The organism is Cytophagia bacterium CHB2 (genome assembly GCA_030263535.1).
Lineage (GTDB): Bacteria > Zhuqueibacterota > Zhuqueibacteria > Zhuqueibacterales > Zhuqueibacteraceae > Coneutiohabitans.
Genome location: SZPB01000135.1, coordinates 1 through 16,642, shown reverse-complemented (window position 1 = coordinate 16,642; position 16,642 = coordinate 1). Strand labels below are relative to the sequence as shown.

Sequence of the window (16,642 nt, the reverse complement as noted above, 5' to 3'; positions counted from 1 at the left end):
GTACTTGTGCACCGCGCGGTTCATCACGCCGAGATAGTCCTCGCACACTTGATGGCCGAAGCCGCGCGAGCCGCAATGAATGATCACCGTAATTTGACCTTGAAACAGCCCCAGCGCCGCCGCCGCATTGGCGTTGAAAATCTGCGCGACATAGCCGACCTCGAGAAAGTGATTGCCGCTGCCGAGCGTGCCGAGTTGGGGCCGGCCGCGCTCACTGGCGCGCTTGGAAATCTTGTCCGGCAGCGCGCCGGGCATCAAACCGTTTTCTTCGATGAACTCGAGATCATCGGGTTCGCTGTAACCGTTTTTGATGGCCCAATGCGCGCCCTTGGTCATGATCTGTTCCAACTCTTTCTGCGCGAGCTTGACTTTGCCTTCCGAACCGACGCCGGTGGGCACGTGATGAAACAGGGCTTTGACCAGCTCTTGCATCTTCGGCTTGACTTCGTCGAGGGTGAGGCTGGAGGCCATGAGGCGGACGCCGCAATTTATATCATATCCAACTCCGCCAGGCGAAATCACCCCAGAATCAACATCAAAAGCTGCCACCCCACCGATGGGAAAACCGTAGCCCCAGTGAATATCCGGCATGGCGAGCGAATAGCCCACGATGCCCGGCAAATGCGCGACGTTCATGGCCTGCTGCGGCGCATTGTCGGCAAGAATGTTCTTGAGCATTTTCTCCGCGGCATAAATGCGCGCCGGAGCCAGCATGTTGCCTTCTGGCGGAATCTCCCAAAGATAATCGGAGATTTTTTTAAGTTTAATTTCAGACATGATGATGCCACCTAACCGGCAAAGGTTTGTTATGAGGTGTGCAGAAAAACTCGATGCGGTGGGAATATAGCGATAAAAAAGCGCGTGATCAAACGTAAAAATGCCGTGTCAATAAGCGGTTTCGTACAATCGCAGAAAATCAGCCAGCGCCAGCGGCCGCGGATTGAAGGTGCCGGTCCACTCCTGCGTCGCCGCTTGCGCCAATTGTGACAAGGAGGCTTTCTCGATCTGGCATTCACTTAGACGCTGTGGTAATCCAGCGACGGCATGCAATATGGCGATTCGTTCACACAAGCTTTCGCCGTAAGCCGTATCCTTTTTCGGTGTGAGATGTGCAGTTTCCAGCAATTCGGCATACGCCTGATCAACCATCGAACCGTTGAACCGAATCACGTGCGGCAGCATGAGGCCCACCGCAACGCCGTGCGCGAGGCCATAATGCGCCGTCAATGGATTTGCGCAAGCATGCGCCGCGCCGAGCATGGCATTCTCGATGGCCATGCCGGCAAGATGCGCGCCCAACAACATGTTGCCCTGAGCCGTGAGATTGGCAGGATTGTTCAAAGACTCAATGAAATTGCTCTCCAGCAGGCGCCAGGCTTCTTTTGAAAACATTCTCGACATCGCATTTGCGCGCGTGCAAACAAAACTTTCAACCGCATGTGATACGGCATCAATGCCCGTGACCGCGGCCACAGCGCGGGGAACCGCCATCTTGCGGTGCGTTTGCGGGTGCATGATCAACGCATAAGATTGCGCCTCGCTGCCGGTGCCGGCCGTGGTGGGAATGCCGATGGAAGGTAGCATGGGCTGGCGGGCTTTGCCGAAGCCCCAATAATCTTCCATCTTGCCGCCATTAGTCAGAAGAAAGTTAATGCCTTTGGCGCAATCCATCGCACTGCCGCCGCCGAGCGCGATGATCAAATCAATCGGGGCATTTTCGCGGGCGAATTGCGCCCCGCTTTCGACATGTTGTGAGGTGGGATTTTCTTCAAGATCGAAAAAAACGGAGACGGCAATGGCCTCTTGTTCGAGCGCATGCCGCGCGTGCTCGAGGTGTCCGGCTTTGATAAGGCCGCGATCGGTAACAAACAAAACACGCCGGCCGCCGCATTCCTTTGTTAATTTCCCCAATTGGGCAATGGTATTCCCGCCAAAAAGGACGCGTGTGCTCGGTTGAAAATCAAACGTGTGAAAAGGCATAATCTAGTGCAAGGTCTCAAAGAGGGCGACTTCAGTTATCGTCTTCACAAAAAAGCTTTTCGCAGTTTCTCTTCATCTGAAAATTCGGCTGCTCTTCCGCTAGCACTCACTTGGCCGAGTTTCAGCACGTAAACTCGATCCGCGATCTCTAAAACTTGACGCACTTTCTGCTCCACAATCAGCATGGCCGTACCGAGAGTTTTGTTGACGTGCCGGGTCAAATCGAACATCATTCGCAGGCTTTGCGGCGCAAGTCCCAGCGAAGGCTCATCCATCAGCAACAATTTCGGCTGCAGCATTAGCGCGTTGCCGAGGGCCAGCATTTGTTGCTCGCCGCCGCTCAAAGTTCCTGCGTTTTGCCGGCGACGCTCTCGCAGTTTTGGGAAAAGTTGAAACATTTCTTCCATGCGAGTATGTAACTGCTTTTTATCGGGAAGCAAATAGCCGCCGATCTCCAAATTCTCCTGCACCGTCAATTCCGTGAAGACGCGATTGCCTTGCAGGAGCATCGAAATGCCGTTCTTCACATGAAACGACGGACGGAGGTTTTGAATCTCGCGGCCATTGTATTGCACCACGCCTCTCCAAACCGGCAACAACCCGAAGATCGCCTTGAGCATTGTCGATTTGCCCGCGCCATTGTGTCCAATCAAAGCGATGATCTCGCCTTTTTCAACTTCAAGCGAGATGCCGTTTATGATTTGCTTGTTCCCGTAGCCGGTGTGCAGATCGATCACCTTCAACAATGGCCTACTCCAAATAAGCTTCCAAAATCTCCGGATCATTTTTGACGGCTTCAGGCCGGCCTTCCATAATTTTGCGCCCGGCATCCATGACGATGACATGATCAGAAACTTGCATCACCACATCCAGATTGTGTTCGATGAATAGAATCGTCTTTCCGCTCGCCGCAAGCTGCGCCATAAGCGCCAACATCTTTTCAATCATGCTCGGATGCACGCCGGATACCGGTTCATCAAGCAGCAGCAAATCCGCCTCTGCCGCCAAACAACAAGCCAGCGTCAACAACTTCTGCTGCCCATAGGAAAGCGCACCAGCCAAATGCTCGTGCTTATTCGCAAGTCCGACCTGATTTAAAATATCGAGCGCAATTTGCCTATTCTCGTGCTCCTCTTTCAGCACTTTTTTTCGCAGCGCGAAAGTCGCCAGCCAATTCTCACCGGTTTGCTTTTGCCGCGCCAAAAGAATATTCTCGATGACCGGCAGGCTTGCGATCAGCCGCAAGTCTTGGAAGGTGCGCACGATGCCGTTGTGTGCGATGCGGTACGGCGGCAGCCGCGTAATGTTCTTTCCCGCATAATGAATTTCACCGGCATCCGCCGCGAGAAATCCCGTGATGATATTGAACACCGTGGTCTTGCCCGCGCCGTTCGGACCAATAAGTCCGACGATTTTGCTTTTGGCAATCGTGCACGAAAAATCTTCCACTGCTTTCAAACCGTCGAAAGTTTTGGAAAGATTTGAAACGGTGAGCAAGGCATCAGTCATTTCTCAAAAATCCATCAATCCAGCAACCCACAACTCCAAGTTCATTTGAGTTCGTATTCCCCAACCAACCCCTTTGGCCGAAAGATCATCATAACCACGAGCAAGGCGCCGTATATGATCTGCCGCATATTCGCCGCAATCGCATTGGGCATGCCGAGAAAACGCAGCATTTCGGGGAGCACGATCAAAACCGCGGCGCCGACAACGGAACCTTTCAAACTTCCGGCGCCGCCAACAATGACGATGGAAATCATAAAAATTGATTCGAGAATGGTGAAGCTGGTGGGATCGATGAACGTCACATAGTGCGCATACAACGCACCGGCAATCGCAACGAGCGCGCCACCCATGACAAACACGAGAATCTTGTAGCGAGTAACGTTCTTGCCCAGCGCCTGCGTGAAAATCTCGTCCTCGCGAATGGCTTTGAGCACGCGGCCAAACGGCGACTCGATCACGCGCTTGGCAAAAAAGTAAACCGCGAGCGCGCACACGCCCGAAAGCGCCAGGTATTCCACGTGTGAAGTGATGGCAAAACCGAAAATGTTGGGTTGGGGAATCCCCGGAATGCCCAAAGGCCCGCGCGTGAGGCCGACCCAGTTGTTGAAGATGCTGAACAGAATCATTTGAAAGCCGAACGTGGCGATCACCAAATAATCGTCGTGAATGCGCAGAGAAGGAAAAGCTACCACTGCCGCTACCGCGCCCGCCATTGCCATCGCGATAATGAGATTCAATAGAAACGGCGTGCCGAAATTCACCGCAAACAAAGCCGCGACATACGCGCCAACGCCGTAAAACGCCGCATGCGCAATCGACAAAATGCCGGTATAACCCGCGATGAGATTGAGCGAAATGGCGATGATTATGTAAATGTTGATGAGGATGAGAATGTGGAGAAGGTAGGCCATGACTACGCCCGTGATGGCTCAGACAAATTCGACGGTTTCATGCTCAATTGAAATCCGTGAAATGACAAACATGTCATCCTTATTGACCTGAGGATCATTGAGCAAATATTCCCACACGGAATTCTGTCGCTCGGAAAAGGGCATTTTTTGAAAACTTGGTGAAGAAAGAAAGACGCCCACGCTCCCTTCATATTCTGTCGGGAAAAAATCGACCGTCATATTGGGATCGCCCAGGACGGCTCGACCGTAGCGCTTGAAGGCTTCCCGCAGCCGCTCCAGAATTTTTTTATCTACCATTATAGTCCCAACCATGTCATCACTCCATATTTTGAGTTAAAAAGCCAGGCTTTCAGATTGTCTGAATCAACTTGATGGGAAGGATCTGCAATTTTATAACGCCATGAAACCTCGGCATGAATGGTGTTGATGCGTATCCCCTCGGTGAACCCATCTATCATTTTTCGATTCGAATTCGTACCGTAGGCTGAATCGAAAAGGAGAAGAGATGGAGCCACGATACCGTGAACACGCACATGCGCAAGCCATGTTTGAGAAAGTCGAGCGGTTTCTCGCAAGTAGGCTTTCGCAGGCAGCGTTTTGCCAGCAGGAAGGCCTAGCTTATTGGACCTTTCGCTACTGGCTCAAGAGGCATCGCTTGCGTGGTACTGTTACGGCGCCGCCGCAGACTCAAACAACTACGATTGCAGCAAACCCTGAGTCTCTCAGCGACTTTATTCCCCTGCGCCTCCTGCCCACCGAACCCGCAGCGCCGCCACCGGCCTGCGTGATCGAATATCCCACCGGCGTGATTGTGCGCTTTCATGGCCCTGTGGAGGGCGCCGTGCTCGCCCAACTCCTTCACACCCAGCCGGCATAACCATGGTGCCGCTCTCGCCCGCGTTGCGCTTCTTTCTCTATGCCCACGCTACCGACATGCGCAAGAGCTTTGACGGCCTCTCCGGACTCGTGGCTGCGGCCTTGTCACGCGATCCAACCAGTGGCGACGTTTACGTGTTTCTCAATCGCCGGCGCGATCGCATGAAGCTGCTTTTGTGGGATCGCACCGGTTTCTGGCTTTTCTACAAGCGTTTGGAGCAAGGCACGTTTCAACTGCCCGCCAATCTTGCTCAACACACTTCCCTGGAACTGCGCTATGACGAGTTACTGCTCATTCTCGAAGGCATCGATCTCGCCTCGATCAAGCGCCGCCGACGTTATCACCATGCGTCTTCATCAAAAAAACAAATGGCATAAAATTAGATTCAGGTTTTCGCGTGAGCTGTGTTTATATTAGAGCATGACGGAAACCGCACGCACGCTCACGTACGATGAATTGTTGTTTGAATATCATCGTGTGAGTGAAGAACTCGCGCAGCTCAAGCGTTTGATCTTCGGACAAAAACGTGAACGTTTTGTGCCGCTGGCAAATGAACAACAACTGGCGATCGGATTAAATGAAGAAGCGCCTGCCGCCGCACCGGTTGCCACCGCCACCATCACCTACACGCGCCACCAGAAAAAATCTTCCTCTGCTAAACTCCCCAGCCGCAATCCACTACCGGCACATCTGCGCCGTGAAGAGATTGTCATTGCCCCGGCAGAAGATGTGAGTACGCTCAAAAAGATCGGCGACGAAATCACCGAGGAGTTGGAGTATCAACCGGGCGAACTTTACGTGAAGCGTTATGTTCGGCCCAAATATGTTCGCCCCGAAGGCGATGATTCGGCAGGCTCACCGGTCGTCGTTGCCACGCTGCCCACGCGCCCGATTGAAAAAGGTATTGCTGGCCCGGGGTTGCTGGCGCATGTCTTGATCAGTAAGTTTGTGGATCATCTGCCGCTCTATCGCCAACAGCAGCAATTTCGCCGTCAACACGTTAGACTTCCCGAATCCACGCTTGGCGGCTGGGTGACAGCCTGTGGCGAGGTGCTATTGCCATTGTATGAAACGCATCGCGCCCTCATTCAACAATCATCCTACTTGATGGTTGATGAAACTCCACTTCCGGTTTTAGATCGCAGCAAGCCGGGCAAAACGCATCTGGGTTATCATTGGGTGTATTATGATCCGGTTGCCAAGCTGGTTTTGTTTGATTATCGGCCGGGCCGCAGTCGCGCCGGGCCCAATGAGATGCTCAAAAACTTTCAGGGCTATTTGCAATGCGATGGCTACACCGGTTATGATGATATCCTGGCACGGCCGGGAGTCATGGCCGTGGGTTGCTTTGCCCACGCGCGGCGTTATTTTGAGCAAGCGCAAGATTCCGATCGCGAGCGTGCCGCGTGGATGCTGGTGAAGCTGCAAGCGCTTTATGCACTTGAGCGGCAAGCGCGTGAAGCGCAGATGTCGTTCGACGAGAGAAATGCGCTGCGCCAACAACACGCGGTGCCCATTTTGGCGGAGATTAAAACTTGGCTTGGGCAAAACGGCACGCAGGTGTTGCCCAAGAGCGCCATCGGCAAAGCTATTGGCTATATGCTCGGGCAGTGGCCGAAGCTGGCGAAATACACGAATGACGGTCGCTTGGAGATTGACAACAATCTCGTCGAGAATGCCATTCGCCCGGTAGCATTGGGACGCAAGAATTATCTTTTTGCTGGCTCGCATGAGGGCGCCAAACGCGCCGCCATCATCTATTCGCTTGTTGCTACTGCAAAACTTCACAACGTCGAACCGTTCGCCTATCTCAAAGACCTTCTCACACGCCTCCCCGATCATCCCCACCACCAGCTTGCGGAGTTGCTTCCGCAAAATTGGTCAGCACAATCTACAAAGCAATAAACTACGCCTTTAAATAACCCCGTCATCGAATCGGATATGGGTTCACCGAGGGGATACGTTGATGCTGCTAAAACTGGCAAATACTTCTGGTAAAGATTTTAGCTCATCTTTTAAACCGGCATAAATTACCAGCGCATTCAGATCATGCGTTTTAAGAATTGCCGGCAACTTCTCCAACTTGAGCACGTCACAGATTTTGAACTTCAGCCGCGCCTCGACTATGTACGGCCCAAGGTAAACCGACGCCGTCCATCGCCCTTTTTCGCGCAGCGCGTCTAAATCTTCTTTGCGATCACGCGCTAATTGCTCGAATTCGGATTTGTTCGTGGACGTAAATCTCGTCAAATCAAACATCTATCCCTCCATGCCAGGCGTCGCGTCAAATCACTGGATCTCAACGCCTGATTATAACATTCCTCGACTGGATTAGCAATGCTTTTCTGTTCGCAGATCGCTTTTGCTTTTTTCTTTTTGCCCCTTGCTCCTTGCCCCATGCTAAACCTCCGCCTTCCGAATCTTCTTCCAGAAGAACCCCTGTGGCCGGAAGAGCAGGAACAAAATGAGAATGACGAACGCAATCGCGTCTTGCCATTGCGAAGAGATATACCACACCCCGAGATGTTGCGCCAAGCCTAGCAGCAGCCCACCCAAGTAAGCACCGAGAATGTTGCCCAACCCGCCAATGACCACCGCGACCACGCCGTACAGCATGGCTTGAAAACCCATGAGCGGGGTCATGTCGATATCGAGCGAAATGAGAATAGCCGCAATCGCCGCCAACGCGGAGCCAACAAAGTACGTGAAGTAGATGATTCTGTCTTTGTTCAACCCCATAGCAACGGCAAGCTCCGGATCGTTGGCAACCGCGCGCAGGGCTTTGCCGATTTTGCTGCGTTTGAGAATGATAAAAGTGAACGCAAACAACACGAGACTCGTGAGAATGATGGCGATTTGCACCGGCGTGATACGCGCCCCCAAAACATTCAGCCCTTCGCGCACTTCGCCCGTGCGAATGGTTTTGGTGTCATCCCCGAAGAAAAGCGAAATGAGGTTTTGCAGAATGATGGAAACCCCGAGGGAAGCAATGAGTAAGATTGTGCCACTTGCCCTTTGCCTTTTGATTGGTTTGTACACGAGGAATTCTATAGCCACGCCCAAAAGCGCTGCCGATAAAATTGCCAGCGCCACTGCGACTGCGAACGGTAGTTTGAAAAGAATGAAGTAAAGGAAGGTGAAATATGCGCCGGCGGTATAAACCACGCCATGCGCGAAGTGAAAGAAGCGGACGGTGCTGTAAATAACAGAAAAGCCGAGAGCGACTAAGGCATAGACGCTGCCGGCTATAAGCCCATTAGCCAAAATCTGACTAATCATTTTTAAGATGAGTTTGCAATGAAGTTTTCATAAAACCCACCAACCCATCTTAAAAAATTGAGTGTAATACATTGTTTGTACTTTGGTTTCGTTTTGTATCATCTGGAATAGATGCATCATCTTTGAATTGCTTTATTTCGTGTTCCCGATAAAATGATAGTTTACCTTCGAGATTTTGAAAAAAACAACCATCATCTGTTTGTGTTACTAAATAATTTGGGGTTACAGGCACTTTTCCAGCTCCTCCCGGTAGATATACAATATAAGTCGGAATAGCTAAACCAGGAAGATGTTCATGTAACCATTTCATTATTTCTAGCGCCCTTGCAATCGGAACCCGAAAATGTTCTGTCCATTTTGTTGGAATGAATTGAATCAAATAGTAAGGTAGAATTCGGTTTTCAAAAAGTTTCCACATTAATTCTTCCAGGATTTTTTCATTATCATTGATTTTTCTCAAAAGGGGGGTATGAGCAGAAACAATAATACCAGCTTCGACCAGTCTTTTGCATGCATCAATAACTTCTTCCGTAAGTTCGACTGGATGCAAAAAATGTCCAACAATGTATATTGGTTGGAACTGTCTTAAAATTTCAATTAACTCTTTAGTTATTCTTTGTGGGAGGCTGGAGGGAACTTTAGTATCAATGCGTAGAGTTTTAATATGATTTATTGAACGTAGCTTTTTTAACAAATCAAAGATGCGCGAATCAGATAAAATAAGTGGATCACCGCCAGAAATGATAACTTCGCGAATCTCAGAATTGTCTCTAATATATTCAAGAGCTTTCTCCATGAAAAGATTATCAGTACCTCGTTCAATACTTTGATCGACTCTATCACCAACTTTGCGCCGCCTAAAGCAAAATCTACAATAAGAAGCGCAAATATTGGATACAAAAAATAAGACGCGATTTCTATAAAAGTTTGTGACCAATGAAGTTGGTTTTGAATCAAAGGTTTCTTCTCCAATTCCATCTGTATCATCGTGAAACCGGCTAGCCTCCATAACGTTCGGTAAAAATGAATTCATCAATGCATCAAAGCCTATTTGGTCCCGATTTAATAATGTATTTTTAATATTAAGAACTGTATGAGGAGTAATTTTCATCTCGAAAGAATCGTTTATCCTCTCAAGAACTAGTCTTTGTTTCCAAGTGGGCTTTTCTATGGAAAAATCATCAACAATATCAATCAACTGATCAATAGAACGAATCGCGTTTTGTAACTGCCAACGCCAATCGTTCCATTGATTGGGGTCAATTTCTTTCCATTTTTCAACAATTCTATAGTTCATCAGATTCTCCTTCACGATTAAGCAAGAAATCTGTCAAGGCTAGTTGGTTTAGAAAAACTAGTTAATGCTTGGAATCGATCGCGATTTTTTGAAATAGTTGAAAGGGCTTGGGTAAAATAGATTCGAATAATTTCATCATCGCCGATTCCATCCTTTTCTGCATCTTGAGCGAGTATTCTACCATCAGGTAAAGTAAACAGTGCAAAATCTTCACATAGATAACTATCCAGCGAAGTACTGTTGATAAAATAGTATTTATATCGATCGTTTCCAGATAAAGGAAAATAAGTATTCAAAATTTCGTTAACAATTTCTCTGTATGTAGCATTTTGTCTGCATTTAGCTTTGTCAATGAGCAGATATCTTTCCACTTCTATGTAAACACTATTCTTTTGCCATTCAATCCATTCGGTAAAAGCCTTTGCATCTGTTAGACTATGTTCGGTAATTTTCCAAGTAATTGTAATTTTCCCTCCTCCGGACAAAAAATGAAGTGCCTTTTCATTAAACCATTCCAAAATTGCTTTTCTCCATTCCTTTCTAACCTCCTTCGAGTTAGTTGGAGGAAATACAGGATGTATCCATCCCTTTTTTAAAGGTTCCCAAAACCTTCTCATGTCAAATATCGTGCCATGGAGTTCTTTGCCTTGCTCAAGCATATTCACTCGACAGGAAAACCCCATTCCACTAATAGCATCATCACTTAAAGCTACTCCTCGATTAACCAATATACCGTTAATACCCCCATCAGGGCTATCAAAATACGTGATAAAACGTTGATGATGTCGTGATTTGCCGATAACTAAGTTAACAATCTGTGTATTTGCTAAACACCAATGGTTTACAGGGTCTTCAGAAGAATCCCATTCAACGAGTTGAGTAGCGACATTCTGATGTTGCCTATCAAAATAAATGTGCGAATCGTAGTTATAAATATCAATATTAAGCTTTTTTGTAGTTTTGAGACGGATTTGATAGTTAGTCCAAAGCAATTGGAATAGTTCAGGTTCAAATTTGCCGATGAAAACAACTTTGTTAGAAGTAGCAATGACATCCTGTATTGTAGATAATACCGCCTCTCGATCTGTTAGACGCATCATAGGAAATAAAGTCGTACGCTGATTAAATATCCCCCATAAGAGAGAGGTAATAATCAAAACAATCAACAGCCATGCCCCAATTGAGGTGGGTATGCCTATCAACTGAGACAAATTACTTACCGCACCTAACAAAAAAAGAAAAACCACAGTTATAGTAAAAGGAAGCGATTTCGATGGACGCAAAAATGATTTTAAAAAAAAATCGTCTTCCATAAATCCCTCCACGCTTATCTTATTTTTTGAGATTTATAGTGAGACAAACTTGCCGTTCTCCACCTTTTTAAATATAAAAGGCTTAAGTACATCTCCATTTTCATCAAATGTCGTGCTTCCTGCTGCGCCAGAAAAATCCTTCAATTTTAATAATTGATCTTTTATCTCTTGACTCGACCTTGCGCCACTGTTCATGGCCCAAGCAATAATTCTGAGTGCATCATAGCCAGTATCACTACATACACCAGGTTCCTTGTTATAAGTTTGTTTGTATTTTCGCATGAAGTTAGAAACCACAGTGTCTGATGTGTCTGGTGGTTTTGGCACCGAAAAAATAACTCCTTCAGCAGCGTCACCTGCAATTTGCAGAATTTGAGGATCATCAAAAGCTTGGACTGATAGAATTTGGAATTTCAATCCCATCTCTTTAGCCTGTTTCAAAGCAGCGCCCATCTCAGGAGGATAGCCCGGCATAAAAACTGCATCCGGTTTAGCTGCGGCAATTCGGCTTATCTGCGATCTTAGATCGGTCGAACTTTGTTCAAAGCCTTCACTAGCAACAATCTGACCACCAAGCTTTTTAAAAAATTCTTCAAAGACTGTTCTTAATCCACCACCATAGGCGTTGTTCACATATAAGACAGCCATCTTTCGATATCCACGTGTACTATATGCAAAATCAGCGTCAACTTGTCCCTCAAGCGCGTCTGATTGCCAGTTACGAAAAATAAAGTTGCCTGCATTTGTGATGTCTGGATTAGAAGCTCCGGGTGAAAGCAAAACTACTTGTTGACCTTCAGCAACCGGCGCCATTGCGAGAACTGATGAACTGGCAATGTCACCAACAACAACCTGAATTTTGTTAATATTTATGAGCTTTTGTAAAGCAGAAACGGCTTTGGTTGGATCGGATTCACTATCTTCATATGCTAAACTCATCATCGATCCTAAGATACCACCTGATTCATTTATTTCTTTTAACGCAATATCCAGTCCCATTTTAGCATTTTGTCCCCAGACTGCAGCTGAACCTGTCAAAGGAAGCACTGCACCTATTTCAATTTTCTCTTTCTTTACACATGAAAAAATTAAAACGGCGCTCACTAAAATGAGTAGCGGGCTAATCGAGATTTGTTGCTTAAACATTTTAAGCCTCCAGAAAAATTTTAATGTTGACATCATCAACTCATCAAGAGATTTCTTCGCAGCCCAGCGTTCTCGGCTTCTGCGCCACATCACTATATTTCATAAAAGATTTATTAAATCACGGCCAACTTGCCTCATCCAACCGGAATCAAGGTTTCAGCCGACATCGGCGCATTCACCGCCATTTCTGCCGACAAAGAGCGACAGAGATCCTCGTAGGACTCAATAATTGCCGCCAGCTCATCCGAAGCGTTAGCGATAGCTTTTTTAATGGTATCGCCTTCCATAATCAGCTCTGGCAAAATCGGGCACGTGGCACTATAGCAGCCCTCAGATTGCGGCTCAAAAACAAGGGTCGTTTATTTATATATGGCTTGTTGTTTTTTGAGGACAAATTAACGATCACTCCGACAGCGTCAAAAAGATTCGCCTTTGTTCATCATGATGCTGAAGTCACTCGCAATGAGCCTTGCTTGTTTTGCAAAAGAATAGCATTTTCTAACCTCATTGTCAAATCGAAAATTCGCTTTAGCAACCCCGCGTTGTCTCAATTCTTCTTTTGAAACGCCCTCCACCGGTACAGATGCTCGAACAAATTGCTTTCGTGTGGTTGATTCCAAAAAAATTTTGTTGGTCTTAAATGGCTCCATCTACTTTCGAAAAAACGAAGAGTGATTGAATGAACCCTTCGTCCATCAGTAATGGTAGTCAATGCGCGAAGACGGGTATAATTGAAGATCTCGCCTTAGACGGTCAGACAAATTTGAGTCAATCTCCATTTTTCGCCACCCAATCCCTCTTCAATTCTGCAAATGCAGCTCCTTCCAAATTGATACGCTCTCGAAAAAAAAAATCGTTGCAACCAATTATACATGTGGGCATCTCGATGCAGTTGGGCAAAAAAAGGCGGCACGCGCAGTCAGTTCTGCAGAGAGTCGAAAAGAGGCCGGTCGGGCTCGGCGAACACGCAGAGGTTTCTCCCATGCAGAGTCATCGTCTGCTTGTGTCACGACGATTTCGTCGATTGCCCTCTCGGACAGGATTTTGTTCTTGCGCTTTCTTCTCATAATCGTATTCAAAATCAGCCGGTCGAGAACGTTGCCAGGCGACCATGCGTGGCCCTGTCGATTTTTTGCGGTCAAGGCTACAGCTCAAATCTGACGACGAGTCAAAAATTTAAGATTCTCGCCAAAAAGCAAGCCGAAATCGTGCGAACTCTGCTCGTCATAGTTTCACGCTTTCACCAGCAACTGCAAGGCGCGCTAGCGGTAAAGATGCTCGAACAGGTTGCCTTCGTGCGGCTGATCCCAAAGAATTTTATTGGTCGGAATTGGCCCGATGTTGAGACGATCGACATTCGGCGAGGAGAAAAGCGCGCGGGTGAACGTTTCCTCTTCCGTAATCGCGGTCAATACCAAAGTGTTTCCGATACGCGAGAGCAATTCATTCTGCGGCGCTTGTACCACGCTGGCAAAGGGAACGGCGGATCATGCGCCATTCTTTTCAGCCAAGTCTCTCTTCAATCCCGCAAACGCGGCTTCTTCCAGATCAATTCGTTCTTGGATGATTCGTTTCAGCCAGTCATTGACATTGGTTTCCCGATGAAGGCGAGCAACAAAGGCAGCGCGCAAAGCCAATTCCGAAGGCAGGGACAAAGGGGCCGGTTTGGCTCTGCGAACGCGCACGGGTTTTTCCCATGCAGCGTCGTCATCTGCTTGCGCCACGACGATCTTGTCAATCTCGTTTGCAGATAAAGTTTTATGCTTACGTTTACCTCTCATATCGGCCATCCCGTAATGATACGAACAACGTTCTTGGGCTTGAGTTGAAAGATAATTTTTAGTCTGCGTCCTCCGAATGTCCTTCCTACGAGTTGATAGCGGTCACGATAGGACTTGTTACGGCGCACCTCAAAGCCGGAGAAAAAACATTCAACAGCTTCCTCGAACGTCACACGATGCGCCGCCAGTTCATCACGATCAAAGTCGTATTCAAAATCAGTTGGTTTAAAACGTTGCCAATTTGCCATTCGTGGCCCTATCTAGTGTTTGCAGATCAAGGCTGCACCTCAATAAGGCTGACGAATCAAAAATATATGACTCTTGCCCCAAAAGCAAGCACACCTTGCGAAACCTTTTCGTCATACTTTATTCACCTGAAATGCCCTGCGCCGATACAAATGCCCGAACAAATTCCCTTCACGCTTTCACCATCAACTGCAAGGCGCGCTGGCGATAAAGATGCTCGAACAAATTGCCTTCGTGCGGTTGATCCCAAAGAATTTTGTTCGTTGGAATCGGTCCGATGTTGAGGCGATCGACATTGGGCGAGGAAAAAAGCGCGCGCGTGAATGCCTCGTTTTCTGTTATCGCCGTCAACACCAAAGTCGTTCCGATGCGTGAGAGCAATTCGTTTTGCGGCGCTTGCACCACGCTGGCAAAGGGAAACAAAAATTCCACGTTTGCCAGCGGATGTTCGGCATCTTCACACCATACCACAGTCGGCAGCAAAAACGTGCAGCCGTCTTTTTCCACCAGGCGTTTGCCGCCGCGGTATTTCGCGGTCAAATCCTCAGCGCCGGCAACATGAAGCTGTTGCTCGATCATGTCGTTGATGCGCTGCGCGAATTTCCTGTTGGTGAAGGCGGAAATCTGTGCCTGAGGATCATCCATCGCCCGCGCTTCGATGGCGGCCAAGCGCTGCGCCAACACCTCGGCAATTTCGCGGCCATGCGACGGAACCCAAATGCCGGAAGCATTCAAGCACGACCGCCCGCCATTGGCAGCGATCGAGGTTACCATCACCTCGAGATATTCTTCCCAGCGCGAAATTTGATCTTCGGCAATGATGATTTTGCTCCAACCGGGTCCGTGAATCTCCACGCGCGGGTCTTTGGCCCAGGCGCGCACACTGCTTTGATCTCCGAAAAACATCGACCGGTTGCAGCGCAGCAGAATTTCGGTCGCGCCGGAATGAGCAGAAGGATAATAGTTGAATGCCTCTGCCGGGCAACCTGCGGCAATGAACGCCTGTGCTACGCGATAAGGCGTCCAGGGTTCTTCACGGCCGGGTTTGAGCACGAGCGGAACTTTCAGCGGAATCGCAGGCAGCCATAGCGAATGCACGCCCGGTGAGTTGCTGGGCAAAATTGCGCCGAGCGCATTGGCCTGGCAGAAAAAACTCAGCAAGCTTTCGTTTTTCACGACCCAGCCGGAGTCCAGAATCTCGAGATCGAGGCCGTGCATGAGCCCGTGCAGAATCTCCGGCATTTCCGCCAGCACGCGCCGGATTTTTTCCATGTTGTTGCGGCAAAGCACATGCGGCATGCCCGTGGTGGAGGACAATTGCAGCACATAATCCTGCGGACTTTGCGAAACGCCGTCAAGCGGCAATTCAGCATTCATGAAAAAATCTGCGGCGCGGCTGCAGATGTTCAGCAATTCTTTGATGGGAATTTCTTGCAAGCGGCGACGATGGCTTTCTGCTTGCGCCAAATCTTTGGCAATCACGCCGGTGTTGGCTTGACTGACGACGGCCACCGGCTCGTGATCGCGAAAATGCTTGAGCGGCGCCGTTTCCAGGCTTTTGTAAGGCCGGCCCGCGCGGAGGAGGGGAATGTGAAGCATTGTATTCATCTCAGAGATGGATAATTGGATCGTTGGGCTGATGGATTGTTGGGTGAATGGATTGATGGATTATCACGATGCATAAATCCAACGATCCACCAATCCATTCGTCCTCCACAGGTTTAATACACGCCAACCACGACGGATTCCTGAAACCGCGAGAACAGGCGCAAATTGCTGACCCCGTCCCAGGGATACGGCTCGATCGGCGCGGCGCGTTCGCCTTCATCACGTTCAAGAAAGCGCGGCATAAAGAATTCTTTCGTCAAGGTCGTGAGCATCACACGCCCGGTTTCGCCGTAATCGACGCGTTTACCCGTATCATCGGGATCGACGATTTCGAACACCGCGCGAGGCGCAGGCGGATAATAGGTGATGGCGTAATTGTCTTTGGGATCGAACGGCTTGTGGCAGGCGAGTCCCATCAGCGTATTGCCGTAAGTCGGCACGAAATCCACGCCGGGCACGAGTTCTTCACGCGCGAAACGGTGAAACTGCGCATTCATCTCCGTGCCGCCGCAGAAGATGCCGGTAATGCCGTATTTCACCAGATTGATTTTCTCACACAACGCTTCCAGCAGCTTGGGCGTGGTGAAAACGCATTTGATATTTTCATGCGCGCGCAAAATGTTCAAACCCTGATCGATGACATGGCGCTTGTATTCATCGAGCTCCTGCCATTTGCTGGCTTTGATGAGCTTGTT

Annotated in this window: 20 protein-coding genes; 3 read left to right on the top strand and 17 right to left on the bottom strand. The window is 48.7% G+C overall.

Annotated features, from left to right (window positions below; all coding sequences use genetic code 11):
* The 6 genes from FBQ85_14410 to FBQ85_14385 all read right to left on the bottom strand — a co-directional run.
* The coding region (locus FBQ85_14410; protein ID MDL1876349.1) for an RtcB family protein at nt 1–777 on the bottom strand (777 nt) is incomplete at its 3' end.
* A gap of 108 nt (nt 778–885) precedes the next feature.
* Nucleotides 886–1,980, bottom strand: a complete 1,095-nt coding sequence (locus FBQ85_14405) for an iron-containing alcohol dehydrogenase (GenBank protein ID MDL1876348.1) — start codon at nt 1,978–1,980, stop codon at nt 886–888.
* 44 nt (nt 1,981–2,024) lie between these two features.
* Nucleotides 2,025–2,726 (bottom strand): ABC transporter ATP-binding protein, encoded by a 702-nt coding sequence (locus FBQ85_14400; GenBank protein MDL1876347.1) that lies wholly within the window; start codon nt 2,724–2,726, stop codon nt 2,025–2,027.
* A 4-nt stretch (nt 2,727–2,730) separates the two neighbouring features.
* Nucleotides 2,731–3,489 carry an ABC transporter ATP-binding protein gene (locus tag FBQ85_14395; GenBank protein MDL1876346.1) on the bottom strand — a complete coding sequence of 253 codons (759 nt, stop codon included), beginning with the start codon at nt 3,487–3,489 and terminating at the stop codon, nt 2,731–2,733.
* Between the two features lie 41 nt (nt 3,490–3,530).
* Entirely contained in the window at nt 3,531–4,400 is an 870-nt protein-coding gene (locus FBQ85_14390) for a branched-chain amino acid ABC transporter permease (protein ID MDL1876345.1), read from the bottom strand.
* A gap of 18 nt (nt 4,401–4,418) precedes the next feature.
* A complete protein-coding gene (locus FBQ85_14385; protein ID MDL1876344.1) occupies nt 4,419–4,712 on the bottom strand; it encodes a hypothetical protein in 294 nt (97 codons plus the stop codon).
* A gap of 193 nt (nt 4,713–4,905) precedes the next feature.
* Here FBQ85_14385 and FBQ85_14380 point away from each other — a divergent pair, with 193 nt between their 5' ends.
* From FBQ85_14380 to FBQ85_14370, 3 genes are read left to right on the top strand one after another with little or no spacing between them, the layout of a single operon-like run.
* Nucleotides 4,906–5,277, top strand: a complete 372-nt coding sequence (locus FBQ85_14380) for a hypothetical protein (GenBank protein MDL1876343.1) — start codon at nt 4,906–4,908, stop codon at nt 5,275–5,277.
* A gap of 2 nt (nt 5,278–5,279) precedes the next feature.
* Entirely contained in the window at nt 5,280–5,654 is a 375-nt protein-coding gene (gene tnpB, locus FBQ85_14375; protein ID MDL1876342.1) for an IS66 family insertion sequence element accessory protein TnpB, read from the top strand.
* Between the two features lie 43 nt (nt 5,655–5,697).
* Nucleotides 5,698–7,182 (top strand): IS66 family transposase, encoded by a 1,485-nt coding sequence (locus FBQ85_14370; GenBank protein MDL1876341.1) that lies wholly within the window; start codon nt 5,698–5,700, stop codon nt 7,180–7,182.
* 42 nt (nt 7,183–7,224) lie between these two features.
* Here FBQ85_14370 and FBQ85_14365 read toward each other — a convergent pair whose 3' ends face one another.
* The 11 genes from FBQ85_14365 to FBQ85_14315 all read right to left on the bottom strand — a co-directional run.
* Nucleotides 7,225–7,536: a hypothetical protein gene (locus FBQ85_14365; GenBank protein MDL1876340.1), complete on the bottom strand. Its 312-nt coding sequence runs from the start codon at nt 7,534–7,536 to the stop codon at nt 7,225–7,227.
* A gap of 141 nt (nt 7,537–7,677) precedes the next feature.
* Nucleotides 7,678–8,556, bottom strand: coding sequence for a branched-chain amino acid ABC transporter permease (locus tag FBQ85_14360; protein MDL1876339.1), 879 nt, complete (start codon nt 8,554–8,556; stop codon nt 7,678–7,680).
* Nucleotides 8,557–8,605: 49 nt separating this feature from the next.
* Nucleotides 8,606–9,853 carry a KamA family radical SAM protein gene (locus FBQ85_14355; protein MDL1876338.1) on the bottom strand — a complete coding sequence of 416 codons (1,248 nt, stop codon included), beginning with the start codon at nt 9,851–9,853 and terminating at the stop codon, nt 8,606–8,608.
* A gap of 17 nt (nt 9,854–9,870) precedes the next feature.
* Nucleotides 9,871–11,166, bottom strand: coding sequence for a hypothetical protein (locus FBQ85_14350; protein ID MDL1876337.1), 1,296 nt, complete (start codon nt 11,164–11,166; stop codon nt 9,871–9,873).
* 33 nt (nt 11,167–11,199) lie between these two features.
* Nucleotides 11,200–12,402 carry a hypothetical protein gene (locus FBQ85_14345; protein ID MDL1876336.1) on the bottom strand — a complete coding sequence of 401 codons (1,203 nt, stop codon included), beginning with the start codon at nt 12,400–12,402 and terminating at the stop codon, nt 11,200–11,202.
* Between the two features lie 326 nt (nt 12,403–12,728).
* A complete protein-coding gene (locus tag FBQ85_14340; protein ID MDL1876335.1) occupies nt 12,729–12,932 on the bottom strand; it encodes a hypothetical protein in 204 nt (67 codons plus the stop codon).
* Nucleotides 12,933–13,574: 642 nt separating this feature from the next.
* Entirely contained in the window at nt 13,575–13,778 is a 204-nt protein-coding gene (locus FBQ85_14335; GenBank protein MDL1876334.1) for a hypothetical protein, read from the bottom strand.
* Between the two features lie 21 nt (nt 13,779–13,799).
* Nucleotides 13,800–14,102, bottom strand: a complete 303-nt coding sequence (locus FBQ85_14330; protein ID MDL1876333.1) for a hypothetical protein — start codon at nt 14,100–14,102, stop codon at nt 13,800–13,802.
* On the bottom strand, nt 14,090–14,341 hold the full coding sequence (locus FBQ85_14325) for a hypothetical protein (protein MDL1876332.1): 252 nt from the start codon (nt 14,339–14,341) through the stop codon (nt 14,090–14,092). The genes FBQ85_14330 and FBQ85_14325 overlap by 13 nt, the downstream gene beginning before the upstream one ends.
* A gap of 169 nt (nt 14,342–14,510) precedes the next feature.
* Nucleotides 14,511–15,938 (bottom strand): aldehyde dehydrogenase family protein, encoded by a 1,428-nt coding sequence (locus FBQ85_14320; protein MDL1876331.1) that lies wholly within the window; start codon nt 15,936–15,938, stop codon nt 14,511–14,513.
* 122 nt (nt 15,939–16,060) lie between these two features.
* Nucleotides 16,061–16,642: phenylacetate--CoA ligase (locus FBQ85_14315; protein ID MDL1876330.1), on the bottom strand; the 582-nt coding region annotated here is incomplete at its 5' end.

Coding starts and splice junctions, on each gene's coding strand:
- FBQ85_14405 (MDL1876348.1), bottom strand. CDS start 1,980: ATGCCTTTTCACACGTTTGATTTTCAACCGAGCACACGCGTCCTTTTT.
- tnpB (MDL1876342.1), top strand. CDS start 5,280: ATGGTGCCGCTCTCGCCCGCGTTGCGCTTCTTTCTCTATGCCCACGCT.
- FBQ85_14345 (MDL1876336.1), bottom strand. CDS start 12,402: ATGTGGCGCAGAAGCCGAGAACGCTGGGCTGCGAAGAAATCTCTTGAT.
- FBQ85_14390 (MDL1876345.1), bottom strand. CDS start 4,400: ATGGCCTACCTTCTCCACATTCTCATCCTCATCAACATTTACATAATC.
- FBQ85_14360 (MDL1876339.1), bottom strand. CDS start 8,556: ATGATTAGTCAGATTTTGGCTAATGGGCTTATAGCCGGCAGCGTCTAT.
- FBQ85_14395 (MDL1876346.1), bottom strand. CDS start 3,489: ATGACTGATGCCTTGCTCACCGTTTCAAATCTTTCCAAAACTTTCGAC.
- FBQ85_14380 (MDL1876343.1), top strand. CDS start 4,906: ATGGAGCCACGATACCGTGAACACGCACATGCGCAAGCCATGTTTGAG.
- FBQ85_14370 (MDL1876341.1), top strand. CDS start 5,698: ATGACGGAAACCGCACGCACGCTCACGTACGATGAATTGTTGTTTGAA.
- FBQ85_14330 (MDL1876333.1), bottom strand. CDS start 14,102: ATGGCCGATATGAGAGGTAAACGTAAGCATAAAACTTTATCTGCAAAC.
- FBQ85_14365 (MDL1876340.1), bottom strand. CDS start 7,536: ATGTTTGATTTGACGAGATTTACGTCCACGAACAAATCCGAATTCGAG.
- FBQ85_14325 (MDL1876332.1), bottom strand. CDS start 14,341: ATGGCAAATTGGCAACGTTTTAAACCAACTGATTTTGAATACGACTTT.
- FBQ85_14320 (MDL1876331.1), bottom strand. CDS start 15,938: ATGCTTCACATTCCCCTCCTCCGCGCGGGCCGGCCTTACAAAAGCCTG.
- FBQ85_14355 (MDL1876338.1), bottom strand. CDS start 9,853: ATGAACTATAGAATTGTTGAAAAATGGAAAGAAATTGACCCCAATCAA.
- FBQ85_14350 (MDL1876337.1), bottom strand. CDS start 11,166: ATGGAAGACGATTTTTTTTTAAAATCATTTTTGCGTCCATCGAAATCG.
- FBQ85_14385 (MDL1876344.1), bottom strand. CDS start 4,712: ATGGTTGGGACTATAATGGTAGATAAAAAAATTCTGGAGCGGCTGCGG.